The following is a 24,226-nucleotide window of genomic DNA, read 5'->3' on the forward strand; positions in this document are numbered from 1 at the left end:
TCGAGGTGAATTATGCGGATTCATGTGACGGAGCTTAGAGACGGAGATAAATTAAGTAACGATACATTCAACGGCTACGGATTACATGTACTTTCTAAAGGTACTGAACTATATGCCAGAGAAATTTCAAAGCTGTTTCAGCATCAGATCGAATATGTCGATATTATCTCAAGGAAACAAGAGGAATCGGCTCGAACAATAGAATCGGGAATCAACCCCAAATGGATACCTACCGTACAGCCCATCTACCAAGATGCGGTGAACGGCTACGAACAGTTGTTTCTTGAAGCGATGCAGAACGGCAAAATTATCGAGGATGACGTCGTACATACGTTTCAGCCGCTGGTAGACAATTTCAGAATGGAACGCGATGTTGTTTCCATGCTGCTTCTGCTTAATACCAAGGATGATTACACCTATCAGCATTCCGTTCAGGTGGGTATGCTTTCTTACTACTTATCCTCTTGGCTTGGCTACTCCGAGAAGGAAGCGGTTAAGATCGGACAAGCCGGTTTCCTCCATGATATCGGCAAATGCCAGATCACGGACGGGATTCTTAATAAGCCCGGCAAACTCTCTGATGATGAGTTTGAAATGATCAAGAAGCACACGATCTACGGCCATCAAATTATTAGAGATTCGTTCGGCGAGTCCCTCGCCGCAACGGTTGCCCTACAGCATCACGAACGTATTGACGGCACTGGATATCCCAACCGTTTGAAGGGCGATGATCTTCATCCCGTCTCCAAAATCGTCGCGGTTGCCGATGTGTATAGCGCGATGATCTCCTCCCGTGTGTATCAGAAGAAGCGCGATCTGCTCTTCGTTCTAAAGGAACTGTATCGGATGAGCTTCACCGAGCTGGACGCCTTTACCACTCATACCTTCATAAAACATATGATTCCTAATTTTATCGGCAAGCAGGTAGAGCTCGTATCCGGTGAAACGGGAACCATCATTATGACCCATCCCTCCGAATTTTTCCGTCCATTGGTTCGCATTGAGGATCGCTTCGTAGATCTTACCGTCCTACGTAATCTTGAAGTTAAACAAGTCTTCATGTAATTCACATAAACAGCATCAAAAAAAAACTCCGAACCTCTTATAGAGGATTCGGAGTTTTTAATTAGGTGTTTAATCGTATCGTATCGGATTAACCGATCGAGCCTTCCATCTCAAACTTGATGAGACGGTTCATCTCAACCGCGTATTCCATCGGCAGCTCTTTCGTGAACGGCTCGATGAAGCCCATTACGATCATTTGGGTAGCTTCTGCTTCGGTAAGACCGCGGCTCATCAGGTAGAACAGCTGATCCTCGGAAACTTTGGAAACCGTCGCTTCATGCTCCAGCGTAATGTTGTCGTTCATGATTTCGTTGTACGGAATCGTATCCGACGTCGACTCATTATCCAAGATTAGCGTATCGCATTTAATGTTAGCCTTGGAGCCTTCGGAGTTACGGCCAAAGGAAGCCAAGCCGCGGTATGTTACTTTGCCGCCGTGTTTACTGATCGACTTGGAGACGATCGTCGAAGTCGTATCCGGCGCCAGGTGAGTCATTTTTGCGCCTGCATCTTGATGCTGGCCTTTACCTGCTACTGCGATCGAAAGCACCATGCCTTTAGCGCCACGGCCTTTCAGGACGACTGCAGGATATTTCATTGTCAGCTTGGAGCCGATATTACCGTCAACCCATTCCATTGTCGCGTTTTCTTCGGCAACGGCGCGTTTAGTAACAAGGTTGTAGATATTCGGAGCCCAGTTCTGAATCGTTGTATAACGGCAGCGCGCATTCTTGAGAACAAGAATTTCTACTACTGCGCTATGCAGCGAGTTCGTGCTGTAGATCGGTGCTGTACAGCCTTCAACGTAGTGTACGAAGCTGTCTTCGTCCGCTACGATCAGTGTACGCTCGAATTGACCCATGTTCTCGGAATTGATACGGAAGTACGCTTGAAGCGGAATTTCGCATTTCACGCCTTTTGGCACATAGATAAAGCTGCCACCGGACCATACCGCACTGTTCAGTGCCGCGAATTTGTTATCGGCCGGAGGAATGATCGTACCGAAATATTGTTTGAAGATTTCCGGATATTCGCGAAGAGCGGTATCGGTATCTGTGAAGATAACACCTTGCTTCTCCAGGTCTTCTTGCATGCTGTGGTAAACAACCTCGGACTCGTACTGAGCGGATACACCTGCAAGGAACTTCTGCTCCGCTTCAGGAATACCCAGCTTGTCGAAGGTTTCTTTAATTTCTGTAGGAACCTCTTCCCACGTTTTGCCTTGCTTCTCGGAAGGACGAACATAGTACTGGATATCGTCGAAATCCAGATCGTCCATGTTGCCGCCCCACTTAGGCATAGGCATTTTGTAAAACTGCTCCAGCGCCTTCAAACGGAATTCAAGCATCCATTCCGGCTCGTTCTTGATCTCCGAAATCGTGCGAACGATCTCAGGAGTCAGTCCTTTACCGGATTGAAAAATCGCTTTATGTTCATCGCGAAAGCCATATTTATAATCTTCTAAATCAGGCATTTCTTTAGCCATCGTAATAGCCTCCTACCATACGCGGTAACCGCGCTTTATTGTTTCTGATGTTCAATTCCCTTGCGCAGGGCATTCCAAGAGAGTGTCGCGCATTTGATGCGAGCAGGGAATTTGCTGACGCCTGACAAAGCTTCGATATCTTCCAGCTCTTCAAACTCAGCCTCCCCGCCTTTGATAAAGGTCGAGAATCGTTCCGCAAGCTCAAGCGCTTCTTCCGTTGTTCTGCCTGTCACAGCTTCGGTCATCATCGATGCCGAGGACATGCTGATCGAGCAGCCTTCTCCGGTAAACTTCGCTTGCTTCACAATGCCGTCTTCCACTTGAAGCTGTAATGTTATGCGGTCGCCGCACGTTGGATTGTTCAAGTTAATCGTAAGCGAATCTTCGTCCAAGGTGCCGCGGTTACGCGGGTTTTTGTAATGATCCATAATGACACGGCGGTATAAATCATCCAATTCCATAACCGAAGAACTCCTTTGTCTGCTGGAGGCCGTCAACAAGCCTGTCAACGTCCTCTTCGGTATTGTATAGATAAAAGCTTGCTCTGGCTGTAGAAGAAACATTCAAATAACGCATCAGCGGCTGGCAGCAATGGTGGCCTGCGCGAACCGCAATCCCCTTCGTATCAAGCACGGTTGCTACGTCATGAGGATGCACATCATTCAAATTAAATGTGACCAGACCCGCACGATTATCGACAGGTCCGAATATCGATATGCCATCGATGGTGCTAAGACGCTCGTACGCGTAAGCAGCAAGCTTATGCTCGTGCTTCTCGATTTCATCCAGACCGATTTCGGTTAGGAAATCAATCGCTGCGCCAAGTCCGACTGCGCCGGCAATAATCGGTGTGCCGCCTTCAAATTTCCAAGGCAGCTCCTTCCACGTGGAATCATGCAGATCCACATGATCGATCATTTCGCCGCCGAATTCGATCGGCTCCATCTCTTCAAGCAGCGCCTTCTTGCCATAGAGTGCACCAATACCTGTCGGCGCACACATCTTATGGCCGGAGAACGCGTAGAAGTCGCAATCCAGATCTTGTACATCCACCTTCATATGAGGCGTGCTTTGCGCGCCGTCGACGACCATCTTAGCGCCATGGCGATGAGCAATAGCTGTGATTTCTTTGATTGGATTAATAACGCCAAGTACGTTCGACACATACATGATCGAGACGATTTTCGTCCGATCCGTAATGGTTGCTTCCGCATTTGCGAGCGTGATGGATCCGTCTTTCTCAAGCGGAATATATTTAAGCGTCGCACCGGTTGCTTTCGCTACCTGCTGCCAAGGAATCAGGTTGGAATGATGTTCCATTTGCGTGATGACAATTTCATCGCCTTCGCCGCAAACGGCTCTGGCATAGCTCGAAGCTACTAAATTAAGGGCCGTAGTCGTACCGCGGGTGAAAATAATTTCCTGTGTACTTGCCGCATTCAGAAACGCCGCAACCTTCTCGCGCGCGCCTTCGTATGCGTCCGTAGCGCGGGAACCGAGTGTGTGAACGCCGCGGTGGACGTTGGCGTTGTCCATCTCATAATACCGGCTAACAGCATCAATGACAGAACGCGGCTTCTGTGAAGTCGCCGCGCTGTCCAAGTAAACGAGCGGATGGCCGTTTATTTGCTGATGAAGGATCGGAAATTGCTCTCTGATCGCATTTACATTCATCCTTCCAGCTTCCTTTCCAGCAGACGCTGGAGCTGTTCTCTGACCGCATCAATCGGAATCTCCGAAACGACAGGGGCCAAGAAACCATGAATGATCAAACGCTCCGCATCTTTCTTCGAAATACCGCGGGACATCAAGTAGTACACCTGCTCCGGATTCACTTGTCCGACGCTCGCCGCATGTCCGGCTTTAACGTCGTCTTCGTCAATCAGCAGAATCGGGTTCGCATCGCCGCGAGCTTTCGGGCTTAGCATCAGTACTTTCTCTTGCTGCACGCCGTTAGACTTTGTTGCACCCTTCTCGATCTTCGTAATGCCGTTGATGATGGCTGTCGCTGAATCCTTCATCACGGCACGAGTAACCATGTTACTCTCCGTATTGCGTCCGAAATGAACCGCTCCGGTTGTCAGGCTCATCTGTTGCGAGTTTGTTCCAATGCTGATCACTTTAGCGTCGGAGTTCGAACCGTTGCCTTTAAGCAGCGATTGCGTGTCCGAAAGCGTGTGGCCGTCATGCAGATCACCGATGACCCATTCGATATTGCCGTCATTCTCAACAACGGCGCGGCGAATCGTCAAGTCGATTACATTCGCGGACATATGATGAACCGTAGCGTAACGAACATGCGCGCCGGGCTTCACGATAACTTCAATAATGGATTGTTTTGCAATGGATTCTGCACTTTCACCGTATGCACTAACTACGTTATCTACATAAGTTACACGGCTATGGCTGTCGGCTACTACAAGAACACGCGGAGCAAAAGTAGCGCCTGCATCTTCACTGAAGAACAGTGCCTGCAAAGGAAGTTCAACTTCAACGTTCTTCGGAACGTATAGGAAAACGCCGCCGTTCCAAATCGCCGATTGAAGAGCTGTCAGCTTATTCTCATCCTGCGGTACAACGCTGTACAAATACTGCTGCACCAAGCTGCCATGTTCACGCGCCGCTGTTTCCAGGTCGGTGAATATAACGCCTTTTGCTGCAAGCTCTGCCGAGAGCTGTTGAAGCACGCTTGTGCTGTTGCGCTGAACAACAAGACCCGCTTGTGCACCCGCGACCAATTCTCCGATGGAGCCCGGAAGCTCGCTTACGGAAGTGATGGCAGATTGCGATTTATGGTTACCGATCGCCGCCAGATTCCAACGGCTGATGCGGACTTTTTCCGGAGTGGGCCATTCCAGCGTTTCCGCCAATTCAGCGCCTTTAATTCTTGATTCCTCAAGCCATGCCGGCTCGCCTTTGCTTTTCGATAAAGCAGAAACTGTCTGGCGGTTAACCGGAGTTGATAATTGTGTACTCATTTCACTTGCTCCTCCTCCGATTAAACCTGTCCGACGGTTTCGTCTACGATGCCAAGTTCTTCTTTAACCCAGTCATAGCCTTCGTTTTCCAGACGCTCCGCAAGCTCAGGACCACCGGATTTAACGATACGGCCTTGCATCATAACGTGAACGAAGTCAGGCGTAATGTAGTTGAGAAGACGTTGGTAGTGCGTGATGATCAAGAATCCGCGCTCTTCGGAACGCATGGTGTTCACGCCGTTAGCTACGATTTTGAGAGCATCGATATCGAGACCGGAGTCGATTTCGTCAAGCACGACGATTTTCGGATCCAGCATCATCATTTGGAGAATTTCGTTCCGTTTCTTCTCGCCGCCGGAGAACCCTTCGTTCAGGTAACGGTGCATAAATTCCGGATTCATTTCAAGCTCTTTCATCTTGCCTTCCATTTGGCGGATGAATTTGATCAGTGAAATTTCTTTCCCCTCTTCACGGCGTGCGTTAATCGCGCTGCGCAGGAAGTCGGAGTTCGTTACGCCGCTGATCTCGCTTGGGTATTGCATGGCAAGGAACAGACCTGCGCGTGCGCGCTCATCTACGCCCATCTCCAGAAGGTCTTCACCGTTCAATTCAACTGCGCCTTCTGTAACTTCATATTTTGGATGACCCATGAGAGCCGATGCCAGCGTACTTTTACCTGTACCGTTCGGACCCATGATGGCATGAACTTCTCCACCTTTTATTTCAAGGTTGATGCCTTTTAAAATTTCTTTGCCTTCAATGGCTGCTTTAAGACCATCGATTTTGAATTGTGTTGCCATGGTAAACTGCTCCCTCCAGATGGTTCGGACGTTTCTGCACAAAACGAGTTTGCCTCCTCTAGGACGGCGAAACCGTTTATGCTTATTGAAACAATTCCTCTTTTAGAATTATTCTAAATTGATTCTCAATGATTCTCAATTATATTTTAGTATAGTTTTCATCGTAAATCAATGTTACTGCGCCTACAACCTAGCCTAGCTTGTACCGGTTAGACCGAGTGCGTCATGAATTTGACTTATTCTCTGGTTAAATTCGTCATCCGATAACACCGGCTGTGCGCAAATGACTGCAAGATCATCCGGAAGATTCACCCAAGATTTGCAACCTGAGTATTGATCCTGCATAGGCAGTGTAAGCGGATTCTCAAGCTTACTTACACGAAGCAGCAATAGATGAAGCGGCTTGCTTCGTTTCCACTTCAACCTATCTTCGGCAAATGTTTCGGTCCAAATATGGAAATCCTCTAATTTGTTCAACGTTTCCTGATCGAAGATCTCGATATCCTCGACTGCCTCGGCCACTGCATGGATCTCGATCGTGGTCGCACCGGGTTTCCATTCTCCCATAATTTGGCGAACGCCTTCCCGGAAAGGCTCTTTCAGAAGCTCCGGTCTTTGATGCTCAAATGCAGGCATGAAGTAAAAACGAGGCGCCTTCAGCTGAAAATCTCGCGTCTCCTCTGCAATTCCGCCTTTGCGAAGCACCATAATTTGTTTGCCTTCGGTCAACGCTTTTACCGCAACCGCCCATTCTTTGAGCGCGATCGGCTGCAATTGATCGGTCTTAATCACCATTTGTATCACCCTCGTTCCTTAACAATTACATGTATTATAGCAAAGCAAGGTATTCCAACGCGAAAAAAATTTCGCTATACTATATTTATTTGGGGTCAAACGTACGAACGAGAGGCCCATGGGAAACATCAACTACATTCCGGAGGTGGGCTATTGATGTCTACATATCATCCATTGAGTGAAGCAGAAGCTATTGAAATAGCGCGTACAATCGAAGGTGTTTTTGAACCGGGCGCGAAACTGGTCAGCCGTGAAATCGGCGATGGCAATTTGAACTTAGTTTTTCATATTTCGGATCCGGCTGCAGGTCGCAGCATCATTTTGAAGCAAGCACTGCCTTACGCTAAGGTTGTAGGCGAATCGTGGCCGCTTACGCTTGATCGCGCACGCATCGAGAGCGAAGCGCTCATTCTTGAAGGTCAGCTTGCTCCCGGGCTGGTACCGAATGTTTATCTGTATGACAAAGACCTCGCGCTTACCATTATGGAGGATCTGAGTGATCATGTCATTATGCGTCAAGGGCTCATGAACAGCGGCCGTTATCCGTTGTTCGCCGAGCATATCTCCACGTTCCTTGCACAGACGTTATTCTTCACTTCCGATCTTGGGCACAATCAACAAGAGAAGAAGCTGCGTACCAGCGGCTTTATTAATCCGGAACTGTGCAAAATAACGGAAGATCTTATTTTCGATCATCCTTATACGGATGCGGATACGAATAGCTTCGACCCGGCGATCCGCGATGAAGCTGAGGCACTGTGGAACGATGGCGCGCTGCATCTTGAAGTAGCGCTCCTTCGCGAGAAGTTCCTCACGCATTCGCAAGCGCTGCTGCATGGCGACTTGCATACGGGCAGCATCTTCATCACGCCGGAATCGACGAAAGTCATCGACCCGGAATTCGCTTATTACGGACCTATGGGCTTCGATATCGGCGCTGTCATTGCGAACCTGCTCCTGAACTTCGCTTCGCGCGAAGGCTGGGATAAGACTGCTGCAGAGCGCGAGGAATACGAAGCCTACCTGCTTCAAACCGTGAAGGATGTCCTGGAGAAATTCGAAGCGAAATTCCTGGCCTTATGGAACGAGCAAGGTGTTGACCGTCTGGCAGGTTCTGCTCCGGGCTACAAGGAAAACTACATGCAGCGTTTGCTTCAAGATACGATTGGATTCGCCGGCTGCAAGATGGTTCGCCGCATCGTGGGTCTTGCCCATGTAGCGGATATCGACAAAATTCAAGATGCCGCAGTTCGGGAACGCGCACAGCGCCTGGCGCTTCGCATCGGCAAAACGCTTATCGCTTCGAACCGCAGCTTTACTTCTGTTAACCAGCTTATAGATGCCGTTCAAACAGCGAACGCAGCTGTCAAGGCATAACGAAAGGAAACGATCATCATTATGGAATCTACAACCAATCAAGCTTTGCAATCCGTCATCTGGGCCGGAACTCAGCTTGACCTGCTCGACCAACGGCTGTTGCCCGAAGAAATCGTCTATCTCCCGCTGGTTACGACGGAAGATGTCTGGGAAGCTATTCGTCACCTAAAAGTTCGCGGAGCGCCGGCAATCGGCATCGCAGCCGCATACGGTGTAGTCCTCGGAAGCCGTGATGTTGCGGACGGCGTCGCAGAGTGGCTGCAAGCCGTGAAATCCTCCGCTGCCCATCTTGCGACATCTCGTCCGACGGCAGTGAACTTGTTCTGGGCGCTCGATCGCATGACGGCTCGCGCAGAAGCACTTGCTTCAAGCGGCGCAGACCTATCCTCCTGCAAAGAATCGCTGCTGCAAGAAGCAATCACGATTCAAAGCGAGGACGAAGAAACGAACCGCCTAATCGGCGAACACGCGTTAACCTTGTTCCAAGATGGCATGGGCGTACTTACGCACTGTAATGCCGGCGGACTTGCCACTGCCAAATACGGTACTGCTCTGGCACCGTTCTACCTCGCTCTGGAGCAAGGCATCAAGCTTCGGGTATTTGCGGATGAGACGCGCCCGGTTCTGCAAGGCGCTCGTCTTACCGCATTTGAGCTTCAGCAAGCCGGCGTGGATGTTACGCTTATCTGCGATAACATGGCCGGTATGGTAATGAGCAAAGGCTGGATCGATGCCGTCATCGTCGGTACGGATCGTGTTGCGGCGAACGGCGACGTCGCAAACAAGATCGGCACCTACAGCGTCGCTGTCCTTGCCAAAGCACATGGCATTCCGTTCTATGTGGCTTGCCCGCTGTCCACCATCGATTTGAATACGCCATCCGGGACTGAAATTCCAATCGAAGAACGCCATGAGAATGAGATTACCGAAGGATTCGGCAAACGTACGGCTCCTGTCGGCGTGAAAGTCTACAATCCGGCATTCGATATTACGCCGAATGAATATGTAACGGCGATTATTACGGAGAAAGGCATCATTAAGCCTCCGTATAACGTCAACCTGAAGAAGCTGTTTCAAGCCGAATAGCCTCACTTAACGACAAAAAGGGTTGCCTCAACGTTAGCGTAAGCACGCTGCCTGAGGCAACCTTTCCTTATGTCATCGAATCATCTATATCATCAAGAGAAGCGCGTCAGCGCCCTTCATGCCAACCGTAATCCCGAGCGACTCCGCACCTTCAGTTATGGACTCCAGCGGTGCAGCCATCAATTCCTCCAAAGTCTTCACACCTACCGCACGGCCTGCAATGATGCCTCTGTCTTTTAACCGTTCGTTCAGAAGAGCAACATCCAGTGCGCCACACATGATATAACCCTTATCCGTCGTCACGGCAAGCAGCGTCGTCTTAGGCAGAAGCACCTCAACTCCGAGCGCCGTCACGCCTCCTTCGAGCGTAATGGGAACCATTCGCATCATCCGAACCACCTCCTTCCACCCTCGCAGATCGCAGACAACCTCAAGCACAAATTACTTCTTCACTATATGCTTTCAGTCGGCGTGAAGTGTTATGAGAATGCCTAATGGACATTCTCCTTTTTCGGTCAAAAACGATCCGGCAAACACTACATTTATTCATACTTTAATGATATAGTTATAGTACTTTATGACGACATGGAGTGGCATAATGAACCTAACAGATAAACTAACAGCGAAACAGTCCTCCCACCTGTTTAATGTCGACATTCTCGTAGAAGGCGAAACCAACGCGATTGCTATGGAGAGGCTGCTTCATGCACTCAATCAATCCGGTTTTGCTGACTTCCGAATTAAATCCGGCATTGAATTGGGACGTCTCATCGAAGCATTGGAAGCCGGTCCCGCCGGCAAGCAGAAGGACAAGGAAACGAAAGCGTCAAGAAACACGGCCAAAGCAGATCCGGCAGCTATTGCAGCACCGAAGCAAGCCGCCGCTCCGGCTGAACTCGACTTAACTTTCGTAACGGATCGCATTAAAGCATGCATCGCGGAGAATCGCCTGATCCGATTAATGGTGAATAAGGGCTTCGGCGTAAAGCTGAACATCCCCTGCCGTATTATTAACCTCGATGAATCGTCCCAGATGCTGACGGTTTATCATGTGGACGAGAAGCAGGTCTATTCGTTTAAACTTTACGAAATTGACGAGTTTATATAAGAAAAAGGAGCCCTCCGCGGAGAGCTCCTTTTGACTTTAAACCGCTTGTTTCAAAATATCCATGATCGCCGCGCCGTGAACCGGCGGACTCCATAAGAAACCCTGCATTTCATCGCAGCTATGCTCCTGCAGAAATTGCTTCTGTTCCTCGGTTTCTACCCCTTCGGCAATGACTTGCAAGTTCAGGTTATGCGCCATTGCGATAATAGCGGCCACGATAGCGGCATCGCTCGGATCTTGCTGGATATCCCTGACGAACGACCGATCTATCTTCAGCCTTCCGATCGGCAGGTTTTTGAGGTAATGGAAAGAACTGTACCCCGTTCCGAAATCATCGATGCTGATCGTCACGCCAAGCTTCGTCAGCTCCAGCAAGCAGCCGGAGGCATGCGTGACATCCATTGTCATCGTTTCCGTAATTTCCAGATCGAGATAGCTGGCATCGAGTCCTGTCTCGTGCAAAATGTCCGCAACCTTCTGATGCAGATTTTGCTGCATGAATTGGCGAATCGATAAATTGACCGATACGGGAATTTGACGCAGTCCGGCATCCTGCCACGCTTTATTTTGCCGGCACGCCTCTCTCAGCACCCAATCTCCGATTTGTACGATCAAGCCGTTCTCCTCGGCAAGCGGAATAAATTGGCCCGGCGGTACAAGTCCGCGCTCGGGATGCTCCCATCGCACGAGTGCTTCTACCCCCACCATTTCGCCTGTACCGAGATGGTACTGCGGCTGATAATGGAGCACAAACTGCTCCTTCTGGAGCGCGATCTTCAAATCATGTTCAAGCGCCAAACGCTCTCGCGAGCTGTCATCCCATTCCTCGGAATAACACAGGTAATCGTTCTTGCCGCTATCCTTCACCTTAGCCAATGCCAGATCGGCCTTCTTCACCAGGAGGCTGGCATCGTCCCCTATGGCATGATTCACGGCAATCCCGATGCTCGCCGTGATATGCAGCGGGAAACCTTGCAGCTCAAACGGCTCATCCAGCAGCAGCTTAAGCTCCTTCGCTTTGCGATCCAACTCCTGCTCGTCGCCGGCATGGGCGTATAGAATTGCGAATTCATCGCCTTCCATCCGTGCCGCCGCATCCATCTCGGTCAGTCCGCGGGTCAGCCGCTCGGCTACCTGAAGCAGCAGCATATCGCCAAACTCGCGGCCGAAAGAGGCATTGATCAGCTTGAAGCGATCAACATCCAGCTGGAAAATCGCAAGCTGTCCTACATCCCCCCGGACCCTCGCATCCGTCAGGCGGTCATCCAACAGTTTCATGAAGGAATGCCGGTTCGGCAACCCTGTCATATCATCGTAGTTCGCCATATAGCGAATCCGTTCCTGGACGCGGTTGCGGTCGCTTACATCTTGACTGATAATTAACACGCCGATGCAGCTGCCATTGCGAATAACAGGCGCTGTACTAATATTTAATTTAAACGAGTAGCCGTAAGCATGCTTAATATCGATCGTCATATCCGTAAGATCGCTTTCGAGCATCTGCCCAAAAGCAGCTAAGCTGCCTTCCTCGTTCGTCGAGTCAATCAGCGGGAAAAAAGATTTGCCCAGCAGCTCATGCGCTTCATAGCCTATCAGCCTGCTTGATGCTGCATTCATTTCCACAAAATTCCCCTGCAAGTCGATAACAGCTAAGGGGATCGGACTATACGCAAGCAATGATTCTACAATTGGTGTATGGATCGATTCAGCTTGGACAACACGTTTATGCGTGAAGCTTACTTGCACAAAGCGGAATGCGATAATAAGCACGCCCGCTGCTGCTGCAATTTGCAGCCAAATCGCCCAATCATCGCGCCACACGCCGCCGATCAGAATACCGACGAACGTGCATAGGCATGCCAGCCACAACGGGCTGCGAACGCTTTCAAGACGCCTTGATGGCTTGGGCCGAATCGGAGATGTCTCCGCCTTTACGAGCACACTTCATCTTCCTTCCATTCGGCATGATCCGTCACATTTGTTTATTATAAACGATTTTGGTCAAACCTGGATACTGTTTTTCCCATCATTGCGGCCTATTAGCGTGAACTTGGCAGGTCCGGCGGCCTGATATTTGTCGAAACTTGGCGAAAATAGGCAAATGAAACTCACCTAGCGAGCTTCGTTTGAGCAAAAGCAGCGAATTTCGCCAAATAAAAGAGGCGACCTCTTGCGCGGGATGCCTTTACGGCACCCTGCGCGAAATCGCCTCGATTTGGATCCTATCAACCTATTCTAGCTGCTTTTTGCCTTCCAGATGGAGTACGCCGCAACAGCCCAAGCTACGATAAAAGCAAGTCCGCCGAAAGGCGTAATAATACCCAGCGGCTTGATATCCGACAGACTGAGCGCATATAAGCTTCCGGAGAACAGGAAAATACCGATATGCATCAAGCGAGCCGCCCATCGTATGCCCTTTCCCTGTCCGATTCTTTCCGCAGCCAGCGCGAGCAGGAATAGCCCAATGGCGTGGTACATATGATAACGGACGCCGGTCTCAAATACATTCAGCATGTCATCGGTAAGACGGTCTTTCAAGGCATGAGCTCCGAATGCGCCAAGCACCACGGCTATCAACGCGTGGATCGCTCCGTAAGCGCCATATTTGTTAAACATCTCATTCTCCATCCTTTCCAATGGCTGTAAAATACGTTAAACTGTACGATAGCAAATGATTGATAAAGGAGATTCAGTCCATGAATGATAACGGCAGCGAGAATCAGTTCCCGCGAGACGGTTTTACTCCAATACCGGCAGCCTATGAGGAGCAGCCGCCGAAAACGCAATCCAAGCTTGGCATAGCTTCATTTATCATTGGTCTCATCAGCATTATCGGCTTTATCATCGCCATTATTCTTGCAACATCATTTATTATGAACCACAACTTTGCAGACAGCAACACTCTTCAACAGGAAATTGAGGCGAATATGGCAGATCTCGAAACCTACGCGCCGATTATCGGAGCAGGCTTGCTGATCATCGGTTCGATGGGTGCCAGCATTGTAGGGCTGATTCTGGGTATCGTCGGAGCCTGCGCGAAGAATAAACGCAAAGCATTCTCCATTATTGGAATCATCATTAACGGATTGCTCCCGGTCGGGTTTATCGGTCTATTCCTGATCGGTCTTGCAATGGGCGGCTAAATGGTTGAACACAGCAACCGGGAAAGCAAAGAGGAAGAGCGCGTTCAAAAGCGGCTCTTCCTCTTTGCTTTCTCCTATTACCCCTCGAACGGCGGAACCTCGTACCCGCTTCCAAACGGCGCATCCGGGCGATGGAATTCGCCCATCAGCGCACGGCGCAGCGGCGTGGTTTGCTCTAGGAACGCCTTTGAGTTTTGCAGCCTATCGGAGGCTCTCACCCAAGGAGGACTATAGATATAGTGCATCGTATACCGATCATAGTCACCGTCATGCGCATAGGTGCGATGCCATACCGCATTATGGAATACCAGGACGGAACCTGCCGGAGCGCAAATCACATGGCCGATCGATACATCGCCCTTCTCCTTGCGCAGCGCTTCCGGCATCGTAACCTGGCTCCGATGACTGCCCGGAATCAGCTCCATATTCCCCATCCGCGGCTGCGTTTGATCGGTGAGCAGAAACGATGCCCGCAGCTGCACCAATGGGATTTGCGGGAAGCTCAGCTTCTTGAAATCATAAGCGCCTGACCCGTCTTGATGCCAGCCGCCCATACCGCCGAAGGCAGGCTGTTTCGTATTCCAGCCGGATTGCATGATGAATCGATCGCCATACAGCCCTCTGATCTTCGGAAGCACCGCAGGGTGATCCATCAATTGCTCGAGCGCCGGCTCTGTCTCATAACCCCGCCCTACTTGACCGAAACCTTCCGTGCCTGCCGCCCTATGCACGCGCTCCGAAGCTTCGAGACATTGCTTCACCTCTTCAGCGCTCAACACATCCGGAATGACAAAATAGCCCCAAGATTCAAAAATAAAACGATCGGTTTCTGTTAGTTCGCCTGCTGAAACTACCGGATTCAACATTGAGCTATCGCTCCTTCTATATATTTAGAAATGAAATGGAGTACTATCACAACTATATGCCAGTCCTAGGAACCGAATGTCAGCCGGATCGTCTGAATGCGTTTCGCGCCAAGCGCAATCGTGACAGCCCCGTTCTTCACATGCAGGTCCGTGAAGTCTGCGAGCGGCTGCTCATCGAGCGAGACTGCTTCGGCGGACTCGATCGGACGATCGAATCGGACAACGGCCGTTTCCGCGTTCTCCGACGCATTGAACAATCGAATATTTACGCCATTCTCCTGACGCTCCGCTTGCTGAAGCGCACTTATCCGGACAGAGCCGTTGTCCACTTGGACGTAGGAGCGGACTGCGGGCAAGCTGCGCTCCCGCCGCTGCAGCGATTCATAGCGAATGTCATCCCTTCTTACCGTTAAAGACTGCAAGCCGGCTGCAAACCGTTCACGTTCGGACCATAGCGCTGGCAGCGCCACCGCATGCACCTCGAACGGCCTGATGGCATATTCGAAGGTCATCTCGCGCAGGAGCTGCCCGCCATCCCCGCCGTCGCTCAGCACTTCCTTATCCGTGCTGCGATATAACGTAAGCGCTGCGGTGCGCGCCTCGTCTTCTTTCATCGCCATCTCATAGAGCCCTTTCGAGTACAATGCCAAGCCTGCGGTATCATCTCGCAAAACAATCAGGCCGTTATACGGAGCATCCCCTCGGGCTGTCTCCAAGTGAGCCGCAGCATCGATCTGCTTAATCGAGCGCTTCACAAGATCAAATGGCGTGCTCGCATAATAATGATCCGTTAGAAGCCCGGATGGGAACAGCAGCTTCAACCGGTGATTGCGCGCCGTATTGTTCACGATCGTTTTGCAGCGAAGGACGGGGTCATCCTTGCGCAGCTCCAAATAGGTGCGAATCGCCAAGCCAACCTTATCCTCGCGGCGGCTTGTATCGTCATGCGTGATGCCGGCCGGCACCGTGAAGGTGATTTCCACGCATGCGATGCTGACCAGCGGCCCGTCTGTGACCGTTGAAATCACCGCGCGGCACCCTGCCGAATGAAAGATCGCATTATTGGCCGGCGCCACATAATTCCAGCCCTCGCCAATATCAGCCGCGTCTTCAAACAACAGCAGACCATCGTGAACCTTGCCGCTGTGCACATCCGTCACTCGAATCGTCCCGTTCTCATTCACGCGCATTTCGATTCGGCCGTTATTCCATGTCGTCTCGTTGACCTTCATCGTCCCCAGAAGACGACGGGGCTGCACGAGCGATGTCATGCCGTACTCTCCGAAAGCCGGCACCGGAATAACCACTTTTTCAATGGTAAATGCCGCATACCCGCAGGATGGAATGTTCCCTTTGAAAGCCAGCTTGAGGCGATCTACCGTCTCTCCGCTTGGAATATCGCGATATTTGCGGACACGTCTTACTTTATTGCGGGCGATCTCCACGACCTGGCAATCCAGCAATTGACCGCTCGCATCTCGCAGTTGAAGGAAGCTGCCGCCAAGCACGATCGATTTCAGCCCTCCGTTGCTGTCATGCAGAAGCTCCGCCTCTACAATAATGATGCCATCATCGGCATCCTGAAGCGGATTGTACACGACGAGAATATCTGAACCGACAAGCCCGCTCGGATCGATATGATTGGCAAAATAATGCAGCTGCTCATGGTTCATCTGCTGCGCGATAAGGCGGCTTTGATCGAAACGATAAATCATGTCCTGATGAACCTGATCGATGGAACACCCGCAGATGGAGTCATGCGGATGGTTTTGCAGCAGAAACTGCCACGCCTTCTCCAGAAAGACGCGCGGATAGGCTCTGCCCTCCAGCATCGCAAAAACAGCCCAAGGCTCGGCCCATTTCTCCAGCAGAAGCTCACACTGTTGATTCCGCTGCTTCAAGTGGATCCGGGAGGACAGCACATTCACCAGCACCCAGTTGTTGATGCCGTTATAACCATTCGTTCGCTGCTCGCCTCGATACAGCTTCAAGTTGCTGACTTTGCCTCGCAGCGCTTCCAAGTATTGCTCCAGCGTGGCATGCATAAATTTGACGCCTTCAAGCGACTCCGCCTCATTCAGCGTTTGCAGCATCCAGGGCAGACGAGGCTCGATTTCGATATGATCGACACCGTCCATGCCCATCATGATATCTGTCGTTGCCCGTTTATTCTTATAAGCAAGCATCGATTTGGCCCGTTCGATAAGCTCCGGTTCCTCGTAGCGGAAATCGCGGTCCACGAATGGCCAGCGGAGGAAGAAGTAGAAATCGCCATAGGCACGGTCTTCATCCAGCTTCAGTCCAAGCACGCGGCTCCCGTCTGCGCCTTCCCATTCCATCTCTGCCGGGTCGCTATCGCCGCGGAAGCCGCGGAAGAGCACGGCATTATCGATGCCGAATCCGCGCAGCAGCTGCGGAAACTGGCTGTTATGGCCGAAAATATCCGTGACGTACCCCGATTTAACCGGTTCAGTGCCAAGCTTGCGCGATTCGCGAAAGCCTGTCTGCAAATTACGAATGAGCGATTCTCCGCTGACCAGAAATTCATCCGGCATGACGTACCAAGGCCCTACTCCAATTCGCGACTCCCGTATATAGCGAGTCAGCTGCTCCCGGCGCTCCGGACGGATTTCCAAATAATCGTCAATGACAATCGTCTGGCCATCCATCAGAAAATAGCGATAATCCGGATTGGCTTCCATCGTATCCAGCAGCTCGTCAATCATGTAAACAAGTCTTGTGCGAAACCCTTGATAATCCTGATACCATTCCCGGTCCCAGTGCGTATGGGATACAACATAAACCGTTTTAACGGAAGATCGCTTCGTCATGAGTTCCTCCTAAACAGACCAAATAGGCGTTATTCCGCAGAGAGCTCCTACCCTTTTATCCCTGCCATCGCATAGCCTTGAATGAAATTACGTTGAAGCAGCAAATACACCAGAATCGGAGGCAGCACAACGATGGCAGTCAGAGCAAAGAAATCGGGATATTCCGGCACTTGGCCGCTTTGCATCATCGTCGTAAGCAAGCTGGTCACGCCTGTATTGATGACCTGAATATCCGGATTGTTGATCGCTACAAGCGGCCACAAATAATCGTTCCAAATCGTAATAAACGTCGTAATGACAATAACCGCAAGGACAGCGCGAACCATCGGAAAATAGATGCCGAATATCGTCCAGAACACGCCTGCGCCGTCTATTCGGGCTGCTTCCTCATATTCGAACGGAATCGACTCCATCGTTTGCTTCACCAGAAAGATCGCCGCAATGTTCACAATCCCGCTCCCAAGCAGCAGCGCTCCCCATGTATCGATCATGCCGTGACCGCCTTGCCCCAGCCAGTCATTGCCGCCCAGAAACGGAAAACGAGCGAACAGCAGATACGTCGGGATAAGCGTCACTTGACCCGGAATCATCATCGAAGTGAGGAAGATGACAAACACCGTGTCGCGGCCTTTGAACCGAAGCTTGGTAAACACATACGAGGCGATGAGCGACACGAAACAAGTAACCGCAATGTAGTAAATGCTTCTAAGCGCCGTGTTGATGAAATAGCGGAATATAAGTTCGTTCTGGAACAGATTGACGTAACGATCCAAATTGATTTCGGACGGAATGGGGAGCAGGATCGAGTCGTAATAATCCTTGTTCGAGCCGATGGAAGCCATCACCTGAAAGAGGAACGGGTAGAACATGACGGCACTTCCCGCAATGAGCAGCAGGTAGATGGCGAAACTTTCAAGCTTGCTTCGTTCATTAACCATGTCTTAGCGTTCCTCCCCTTAGGTTTGGTTTCGCTGCGAAATCCGGTATTGGATCATTGTTAACGTGAACGTGAACAGCAGCACCATGACGGAGGAGGCACTGGCCATCCCCATATTGAAGGACTGGAAGGCATCTTGATAAATGCGATGCAAAATAATATTGGTATGGCCCTGAGGGCCTCCGCGAGTCAGGAGCTGCACCGGCTCGAAGATCTGAAAGCTGGCGATAATGCCCATTATGGCAATGTACATCGTAATTGGACGGAGCGATGGCAGCGTAACGTAGAGCATGATTTTGAACCTCGAAGCCCCGTCAACCTTCGCCGCTTCATATAACGTCGTATCAATCCCTTGTAAGCCGGCCAAATAGATAATGACTGTACCGCCAATACCCTTCCAAATGGAAATGAGGATGAGCCAGAACGTCATCCAGAAGACGCTTTGCTGAAAAATGATCGGCTCCATATCGAAGCGTTCCATCACCTTGCGCGCTAAGCCGGTAACCGGATCAAGCACCGCATTCGCGATCTGAGCGACGACAGCGAAGGATACGAGGACAGGCAAATACCAGAGCGTCCGGTATAAGCCGACTGCCTTCACCTTCTGATTCAGCAGCAGCGCGATAAAGAAGCCGATCGACATGCAGCCAACCAGGATTAACAATCCATACAGGCCTGCATGCAGCAAGGTGACTAAATAATCGCCGGTCGTGAAGAAACGGTGAAAATTATCAAGGGCTACCCACTTCGGCAGTCCGAGTACGCCATTCCATTCCGTAAAAGCCAAATAAATAACGAACAGTACCGGAAATAAAGAAAAAACCGCGAAAAAAACGAACATGGGCGCAAGTAAGGAATAACCGATCACACCGTCGCGGTGTCGATTATAGAAGGGTCTCAGCCGCTGCAGGAAGGACGAGGAATTCTCCCCGGGCACCGCCCGGGGAGCTTCATTCTTCATCTGGACCGTTCTCACTTCAGCTGTTCCTCGGCTGTTTTCTGTGCATCCTTTAATGCGTCCTCGATCGGTTTATCCGTTGTCAGCGTAATATCCTGCGCTTTATACCACGCTTCCCAGATTTGCGGACCGTTCTTCGGATAGACCGGAAGCGGAGCGCTTTGTTCGTTCGCTACGATATCGTTAAACACTTGAAGCTCCGGATAAGCTTTGAGCAAATCCGTGTTTTTGCCTGCTTCCATGTTGGCCGGAAGTCGGCCCGTTGCATTTGCTTCCAGCTCTTGATATTCTTTGCTCGCCAGAATCGTCAAGAACTCAATCGCCGCCTCCGGATGCTTGGATTGCTTAAGGGCATAGAAGAGCGTGTTCCCTACGATGACGTTGCCCGTATGACCTGCTTCAGGCACCGGCAGCGGCGCAAAGCCGCAGTTTGTGCAGCCCATTTGCTTGCCCCATGCAATATGCCAAGGCCCGTTAACGGCGAATGCGACTTTCCCGCTGTTGAGCAGGTTGAAGAATTGGCCTTCGTCTGTCATGGATGTAGAGCCCGGAGGTGCTGTTTTGGAAAGCTCACGAAGGAATGTGAGCGCTTTGACGTTCTCCGGCGAATTGAAGGTCACCTGCGACCAATCCGCATTCGTAAAGTCTCCGCCTGCCTGGCGCATGAACGGCGCAAGACGGAACGCTCCGCCAAGGCCCATGTTCTGCACGATCGAGCCGTAGTATTCACCTTTACCGGCGGCCGTCGCTTTCTTGGACATATCGAGCCATTCATCCCATGTTTTCGGCGGTGTATTCGGATCAAGTCCGACCTTCGCCATGACGTCCTTGTTATAGACAAGGCTGAATACGCCGGTCATCTGCGCAACCGCATACGGCTTGCCGTCATGCATAGCCGCTTTCATCGGACCCGGAGCAAGCTGCGCGGCAACATCCTGCGGCACCTCCAGAAGGGCGCCGATGCGAGCAAACTCCGGAATGAAGTCTTCTCCGTCTGCTACATCCGGCGGATTACCACCCATGACGGCAACCATGATGGCTTGACGGAGCGTATCTGCCCAACCTTTGTCGATGTATTTAATCGTAATGCCCGGGAATTTCTCTTCCATCTTCTTCTGAATAAAATCATAAATCTTCGTCGCTGTCGGATCATTGGCTTCCGGCATGGCATTGGCCACGTTATGGCTCCAAACCGTTAATTCAAACGGTTCGGCTGCCGGAGCAGCTGCAGTCTCGTTACTGCCGTCATCCTCCGACTCCGTCGACGTCGAAGCCGTATTGGAAGTGGTCGCATTATTCGTTGTGGCTGCTGCGTCATTTTTGTTACCGCTTTCATTTTTGTTGCTTGAATTGCCGGAACAAGCTGATAAAACGAGTGTCAACACCACGAAGATGGACAAGATCGAAGAAACCCATTTGCTCCCCTTCATTGACCCAAACTCCTCTCGCCTCTAAATTGCTTGTGAGCCAAACCAATTTCAAATCATGATGCCAGCGGACTTTAGCTGCACCTCCCTGTATATGTATTATATGATATGTCGATATATTACTCCCAAAGAAACTTTATTGTCAACGACTTCTTTTGTCGAAAATATCCGCAAAAAAGAACCCTTCCGGACGAAGAGTTCTGAGGGCGATTTATGGTTTGCTGCGAACCGGACAGGCTGCCGTTGAAACGCTCGAAACGAGATGCGGTTCAATGAGCAGCTTCCGATATTTGTTCTCTTGCTGATTTATTTTACTCTTGTCTTCCAGCAGCTCAAGCAGCTGCTCTGCCGCCAATCTTCCTACTGTCTCCTCGTGCTGATCGATGTAGGTAAAGAAGTTAAATTCACGGCTCGGCGATAAATTATCGAAGGTCACTATGGAAATATCCCGCGGCACTTGGAGCCCGAGATGGCGGACGATGCGATACAAATGCAAGGCCATTGTACCGTTCAGCGTAATATAGGCCGTCGCCAGACCATTCTTGACGTACCGGAAGAGCGGATGCTGTTCATCGAGCTCCTCCCGCTCGTAATCGACATAGAAATCGGTCAGCATCATAGCCGGATTGATCATTTCTCCGAGTTCTTTGAGCGCCTTCATATATCCGGACAGCCGCTGTTCGATCGTGGTCGTAGATAGCGGAACATCCGAACATATCGCGATATCTCGGTGGCCGAGCTCATAGAGATGATTGACTGCCAGCCTGGATGCTTCGACCCCGTCAGAGCCGATGAAATGCGTCTCGATCCCGGTCAAATACCGGTCAATGATGACTAGCGGAAACCGCTCGAGCTTCAGCCTTAAGATCTCTTCGTTATAGGTTTCTGCATCGACCGGGAAAATAATCAACCCGGAAGCGCCCATATACAACAGTTCGCGGATGGCTGCGGCTTCGCGGTCTTTGGAATTTTCCGAGAGCATGAGCACGAAATTATAGCCGGATTGTTTCAACGCCTTGGAAATGCCTTTATTCATTCTCATGGAGAAGAAATCGCTTATATTTGGCAAAATAAGTCCAATCACGTTACGGCTGTCCCCTTGTTCTGCCGGTGTGGACATACCGCTGCCGGCAGCAGGTTGCGCAGGGTTGCGCAGGGTCAACGCCATATCGTGGACATAGCTGCCTTTGCCTTGAATCCGGTTCAGCCAGCCTTCTTTGGTTAGTCCCGTCAGCGCATTGGATACCGTAATTCGGCTCACCTCAAACTTCTCCATGAGCTCTTTCTCCGTAAAGATTTTATCGCCGGGACTCCAAATGCCTGTCTGAATCTGGTTCTTGATAAAGTCTTGTATGACTTGATAGATCGGAATCCTTCCGTCTTGCATGTGAAAACCTCCAATCTGATCGGATAAACCAACCCAGAAACTTGTATAGTTGTATTATAACCAATATGACATATTATGCAATAGGGTTTCAATCCATGACTTTGCTTTCTATCCTAACCAAGGCTTCTGGCCGGTACCAGGTAAAGTTAGTACTATGTTTTGAAATATTGTTGACTATACTGAAAGTAAGAAGAGAGAAAGAGGTGCGGCAGATGAGCAGAAAATGGCTGCAGCAAGAGGGTCCGTCCTGGACTCGGCAAGGTATCATCACCCCCGAACAATTACAACGCATTCTCGCCTGTTATCCCGAGAAGAAGCGCGCCATAGGGATTATCCCTATACTGGGAAGTATCTTGGTTGGCCTTGGTATCCTCAGCTTCGTGGCGGCGAACTGGGGACAAATTCCGCAGTTGATGCGGCTCATTATTATCGCGGTCATTATGATTGGATTTTATGGAACCGGAGAGATGTTCCGCCGAAGAGACCATGACAAGCTAGGCGCAGCTCTCATTGGACTTGGACTCCTTACCTTCGGAGCCGGTATCGTGCTCACGGGTCAAATGTTTCATTTGCAAGCTTATGATGTCACTTCATTTATTGTTTGGGGAACGATCGGCGTGCTGCTCACTTATCTCATTAAGAGCCGCTACCTCTTCCTGCTGACCTTACTGATCTTCACCGGATTACAATGGTACAATTCGACAGAATTCAGTCATTTCAGCTATGTCGCGCTTGCAATTATGATGCTTGGTCTTGGCTATTACTGGCTGAAACGCCCCAATACGCTGCTGGCTTGGTGTCTCGCTGCCAGCTTTACGATTCAGAGCATCCTGCTTGTAACCGTGAACGACTGGGCTTTCTCCTGGTTCTTCATCCCGATTTGGCTGCTGTACAGCTTAATGGATTGGGCCAAAGAACGTAAATCCGTCTATCCGTTTCAAGCGATCCCGCTCGTGGCGGCGTTTATACACAATCTGTTTATCGTCCTGTTCTGGAACGACAGCAACGATTCATCCTTCTTGAAGGATCTTTCGGCACAGCCGCTATGGTTCGGGCTTGCGCTCGCAGTTCTGTTTGCACTTTCGGTTGCGGCAAAATATCGGAATCACCGCCTCATGTCGAGCCCGGATTGGCTGCTGGCCCTCCCGTTCTTCTACTTGGCTCATGGGGCGGATGCTGCTTATTTGATCGTATTGTTCGCGTTCTCCCTATACTTGCTGTGGAGAGGCTATGCGGAAGAATGGGCCGTCAAGATCAATCTTGGCACGCTGCTGTTTCTTACGAGTACGATGGCGGCTTACGGCAAACTCGCATGGGATTTTATGGACAAATCCATCTTCTTCATCCTTGGCGGTATTATCCTGCTTGCGCTCAGCTGGTTCTTGAATCGCCGCAAGAAACAATTTCTGGTCGAGCTCCATGAAGAGGAGGAGAAGCCGCATGAATGATCAAACCATGATAAAACGCGGCCGCAATGTTTGGCTGATTATTCTCATTGCGGTACAACTGCTCTTCCTTGGCGGCATCGCCTGCTTTCATTACTCCGCGCTGTGGGTCGGCAAGGAAATCACGCTTCGCACCGTTCCGGTTGACCCTCGCGACCAGCTGTATGGCGATTATGTGCAGCTCAATTACGCGATTAACAACGCCTCATGGACGGATTGGAAGGAAACCGGAGACAAGGCTAAGCATGGCGATACGGTATATGTGCTGCTTGCTCTTGATAACGTCACGTCAACTTACGAAATTAAAGGTGTATACGACAATAAGCCGGATCGAGGAACAGGTGAGGTCGTGCTGAAAGGGCGCGTGCAGTATACCACCGATGACACGCTCAGAATCACCTATGGACTGGAGCAATACTATGTGGAAGAGAACACGGGCAAAGAGCTGGAGCAGCGCGCCGGCAAGCTTATCGTAGAAGTAAAAGTAGCCCCTTGGGGCAGCGCGATAATTGAAAGAATTCAGCCTTAGACTGCCAG

The 24,226-nt window shown here is 50.6% G+C and carries 22 protein-coding genes; 7 read left to right on the forward strand and 15 right to left on the reverse strand.

Annotated elements, in window-relative coordinates; genetic code table 11:
- Positions 1–12: 12 nt before the first annotated feature.
- The gene (locus tag I8J30_RS05465) at positions 13–1,065 is read left to right on the forward strand and encodes an HD-GYP domain-containing protein (RefSeq protein WP_210656196.1); all 1,053 of its coding nucleotides are present in this window, start codon (positions 13–15) and stop codon (positions 1,063–1,065) included.
- A gap of 88 nt (positions 1,066–1,153) precedes the next feature.
- On the opposite strand, the gene sufB is transcribed toward I8J30_RS05465, so the two are convergent.
- The 6 genes from sufB to I8J30_RS05495 form a co-directional block, all read right to left on the reverse strand.
- Complete coding sequence (sufB, locus tag I8J30_RS05470; protein WP_090981833.1) at positions 1,154–2,551, reverse strand: Fe-S cluster assembly protein SufB; 1,398 nt, start codon at positions 2,549–2,551, stop codon at positions 1,154–1,156.
- Positions 2,552–2,586: 35 nt separating this feature from the next.
- On the reverse strand, positions 2,587–3,012 hold the full coding sequence (gene sufU / locus I8J30_RS05475; protein ID WP_090981835.1) for a Fe-S cluster assembly sulfur transfer protein SufU: 426 nt from the start codon (positions 3,010–3,012) through the stop codon (positions 2,587–2,589).
- Positions 2,999–4,225, reverse strand: coding sequence for a cysteine desulfurase (locus I8J30_RS05480; RefSeq protein ID WP_210656198.1), 1,227 nt, complete (start codon positions 4,223–4,225; stop codon positions 2,999–3,001). The genes sufU and I8J30_RS05480 overlap by 14 nt, the downstream gene beginning before the upstream one ends.
- Entirely contained in the window at positions 4,222–5,529 is a 1,308-nt protein-coding gene (gene sufD / locus I8J30_RS05485) for a Fe-S cluster assembly protein SufD (protein ID WP_210656200.1), read from the reverse strand. The genes I8J30_RS05480 and sufD overlap by 4 nt, the downstream gene beginning before the upstream one ends.
- 20 nt (positions 5,530–5,549) lie before the next feature.
- Entirely contained in the window at positions 5,550–6,329 is a 780-nt protein-coding gene (sufC, locus tag I8J30_RS05490) for a Fe-S cluster assembly ATPase SufC (protein WP_091220835.1), read from the reverse strand.
- 195 nt (positions 6,330–6,524) lie between these two features.
- Positions 6,525–7,124 (reverse strand): DUF1802 family protein, encoded by a 600-nt coding sequence (locus tag I8J30_RS05495; protein WP_210656202.1) that lies wholly within the window; start codon positions 7,122–7,124, stop codon positions 6,525–6,527.
- 156 nt (positions 7,125–7,280) lie between these two features.
- On the opposite strand from I8J30_RS05495, the gene mtnK reads away from it, so the two are divergent.
- Both mtnK and mtnA read left to right on the forward strand, forming a co-directional pair.
- Complete coding sequence (mtnK, locus tag I8J30_RS05500; protein WP_210656204.1) at positions 7,281–8,501, forward strand: S-methyl-5-thioribose kinase; 1,221 nt, start codon at positions 7,281–7,283, stop codon at positions 8,499–8,501.
- A 21-nt stretch (positions 8,502–8,522) separates the two neighbouring features.
- Complete coding sequence (mtnA, locus tag I8J30_RS05505) at positions 8,523–9,587, forward strand: S-methyl-5-thioribose-1-phosphate isomerase (RefSeq protein WP_210656206.1); 1,065 nt, start codon at positions 8,523–8,525, stop codon at positions 9,585–9,587.
- A gap of 84 nt (positions 9,588–9,671) precedes the next feature.
- Here the strand turns inward: mtnA and I8J30_RS05510 are convergent, their stop codons facing one another.
- On the reverse strand, positions 9,672–9,977 hold the full coding sequence (locus I8J30_RS05510; RefSeq protein ID WP_210656208.1) for a YunC family protein: 306 nt from the start codon (positions 9,975–9,977) through the stop codon (positions 9,672–9,674).
- 208 nt (positions 9,978–10,185) lie between these two features.
- Between I8J30_RS05510 and I8J30_RS05515 the strand changes: the two genes are divergently transcribed.
- Positions 10,186–10,695, forward strand: coding sequence for a hypothetical protein (locus I8J30_RS05515; RefSeq protein WP_240547874.1), 510 nt, complete (start codon positions 10,186–10,188; stop codon positions 10,693–10,695).
- A gap of 36 nt (positions 10,696–10,731) precedes the next feature.
- Here the strand turns inward: I8J30_RS05515 and I8J30_RS05520 are convergent, their stop codons facing one another.
- Together I8J30_RS05520 and I8J30_RS05525 are read right to left on the reverse strand one after the other, a co-directional pair.
- Entirely contained in the window at positions 10,732–12,636 is a 1,905-nt protein-coding gene (locus I8J30_RS05520) for a putative bifunctional diguanylate cyclase/phosphodiesterase (protein WP_338044817.1), read from the reverse strand.
- 294 nt (positions 12,637–12,930) lie between these two features.
- Positions 12,931–13,311, reverse strand: a complete 381-nt coding sequence (locus tag I8J30_RS05525) for a DUF423 domain-containing protein (RefSeq protein ID WP_091220852.1) — start codon at positions 13,309–13,311, stop codon at positions 12,931–12,933.
- Positions 13,312–13,391: 80 nt separating this feature from the next.
- On the opposite strand from I8J30_RS05525, the gene I8J30_RS05530 reads away from it, so the two are divergent.
- A complete protein-coding gene (locus tag I8J30_RS05530; protein WP_210656210.1) occupies positions 13,392–13,838 on the forward strand; it encodes a hypothetical protein in 447 nt (148 codons plus the stop codon).
- Positions 13,839–13,915: 77 nt separating this feature from the next.
- On the opposite strand, the gene I8J30_RS05535 is transcribed toward I8J30_RS05530, so the two are convergent.
- From I8J30_RS05535 to I8J30_RS05560, 6 genes are all read right to left on the reverse strand, one after another.
- On the reverse strand, positions 13,916–14,704 hold the full coding sequence (locus tag I8J30_RS05535; protein ID WP_210656212.1) for a phytanoyl-CoA dioxygenase family protein: 789 nt from the start codon (positions 14,702–14,704) through the stop codon (positions 13,916–13,918).
- 65 nt (positions 14,705–14,769) lie between these two features.
- Positions 14,770–17,535: a glycoside hydrolase family 38 N-terminal domain-containing protein gene (locus I8J30_RS05540; protein WP_210656214.1), complete on the reverse strand. Its 2,766-nt coding sequence runs from the start codon at positions 17,533–17,535 to the stop codon at positions 14,770–14,772.
- 47 nt (positions 17,536–17,582) lie between these two features.
- The gene (locus tag I8J30_RS05545; protein ID WP_210656216.1) at positions 17,583–18,473 is read right to left on the reverse strand and encodes a carbohydrate ABC transporter permease; all 891 of its coding nucleotides are present in this window, start codon (positions 18,471–18,473) and stop codon (positions 17,583–17,585) included.
- Positions 18,474–18,491: 18 nt separating this feature from the next.
- Positions 18,492–19,448, reverse strand: coding sequence for a carbohydrate ABC transporter permease (locus I8J30_RS05550; RefSeq protein WP_210656218.1), 957 nt, complete (start codon positions 19,446–19,448; stop codon positions 18,492–18,494).
- Positions 19,445–20,860, reverse strand: a complete 1,416-nt coding sequence (locus tag I8J30_RS05555) for an ABC transporter substrate-binding protein (protein WP_210656220.1) — start codon at positions 20,858–20,860, stop codon at positions 19,445–19,447. Before I8J30_RS05555 ends, I8J30_RS05550 begins: the two co-directional genes overlap by 4 nt.
- Before the next feature lie 208 nt (positions 20,861–21,068).
- Positions 21,069–22,244, reverse strand: coding sequence for a GntR family transcriptional regulator (locus tag I8J30_RS05560; RefSeq protein WP_210656222.1), 1,176 nt, complete (start codon positions 22,242–22,244; stop codon positions 21,069–21,071).
- A 212-nt stretch (positions 22,245–22,456) separates the two neighbouring features.
- Between I8J30_RS05560 and I8J30_RS05565 the strand changes: the two genes are divergently transcribed.
- Positions 22,457–23,692: a DUF2157 domain-containing protein gene (locus I8J30_RS05565; RefSeq protein ID WP_210656224.1), complete on the forward strand. Its 1,236-nt coding sequence runs from the start codon at positions 22,457–22,459 to the stop codon at positions 23,690–23,692.
- Positions 23,685–24,218, forward strand: a complete 534-nt coding sequence (locus I8J30_RS05570; RefSeq protein WP_210656226.1) for a GDYXXLXY domain-containing protein — start codon at positions 23,685–23,687, stop codon at positions 24,216–24,218. The genes I8J30_RS05565 and I8J30_RS05570 overlap by 8 nt, the downstream gene beginning before the upstream one ends.
- Positions 24,219–24,226 lie beyond the last annotated feature (8 nt).

It is taken from the genome of Paenibacillus lignilyticus, from assembly GCF_017942085.1.
Classification (GTDB): Bacteria; Bacillota; Bacilli; order Paenibacillales; family Paenibacillaceae; genus Paenibacillus_Z; species Paenibacillus_Z lignilyticus.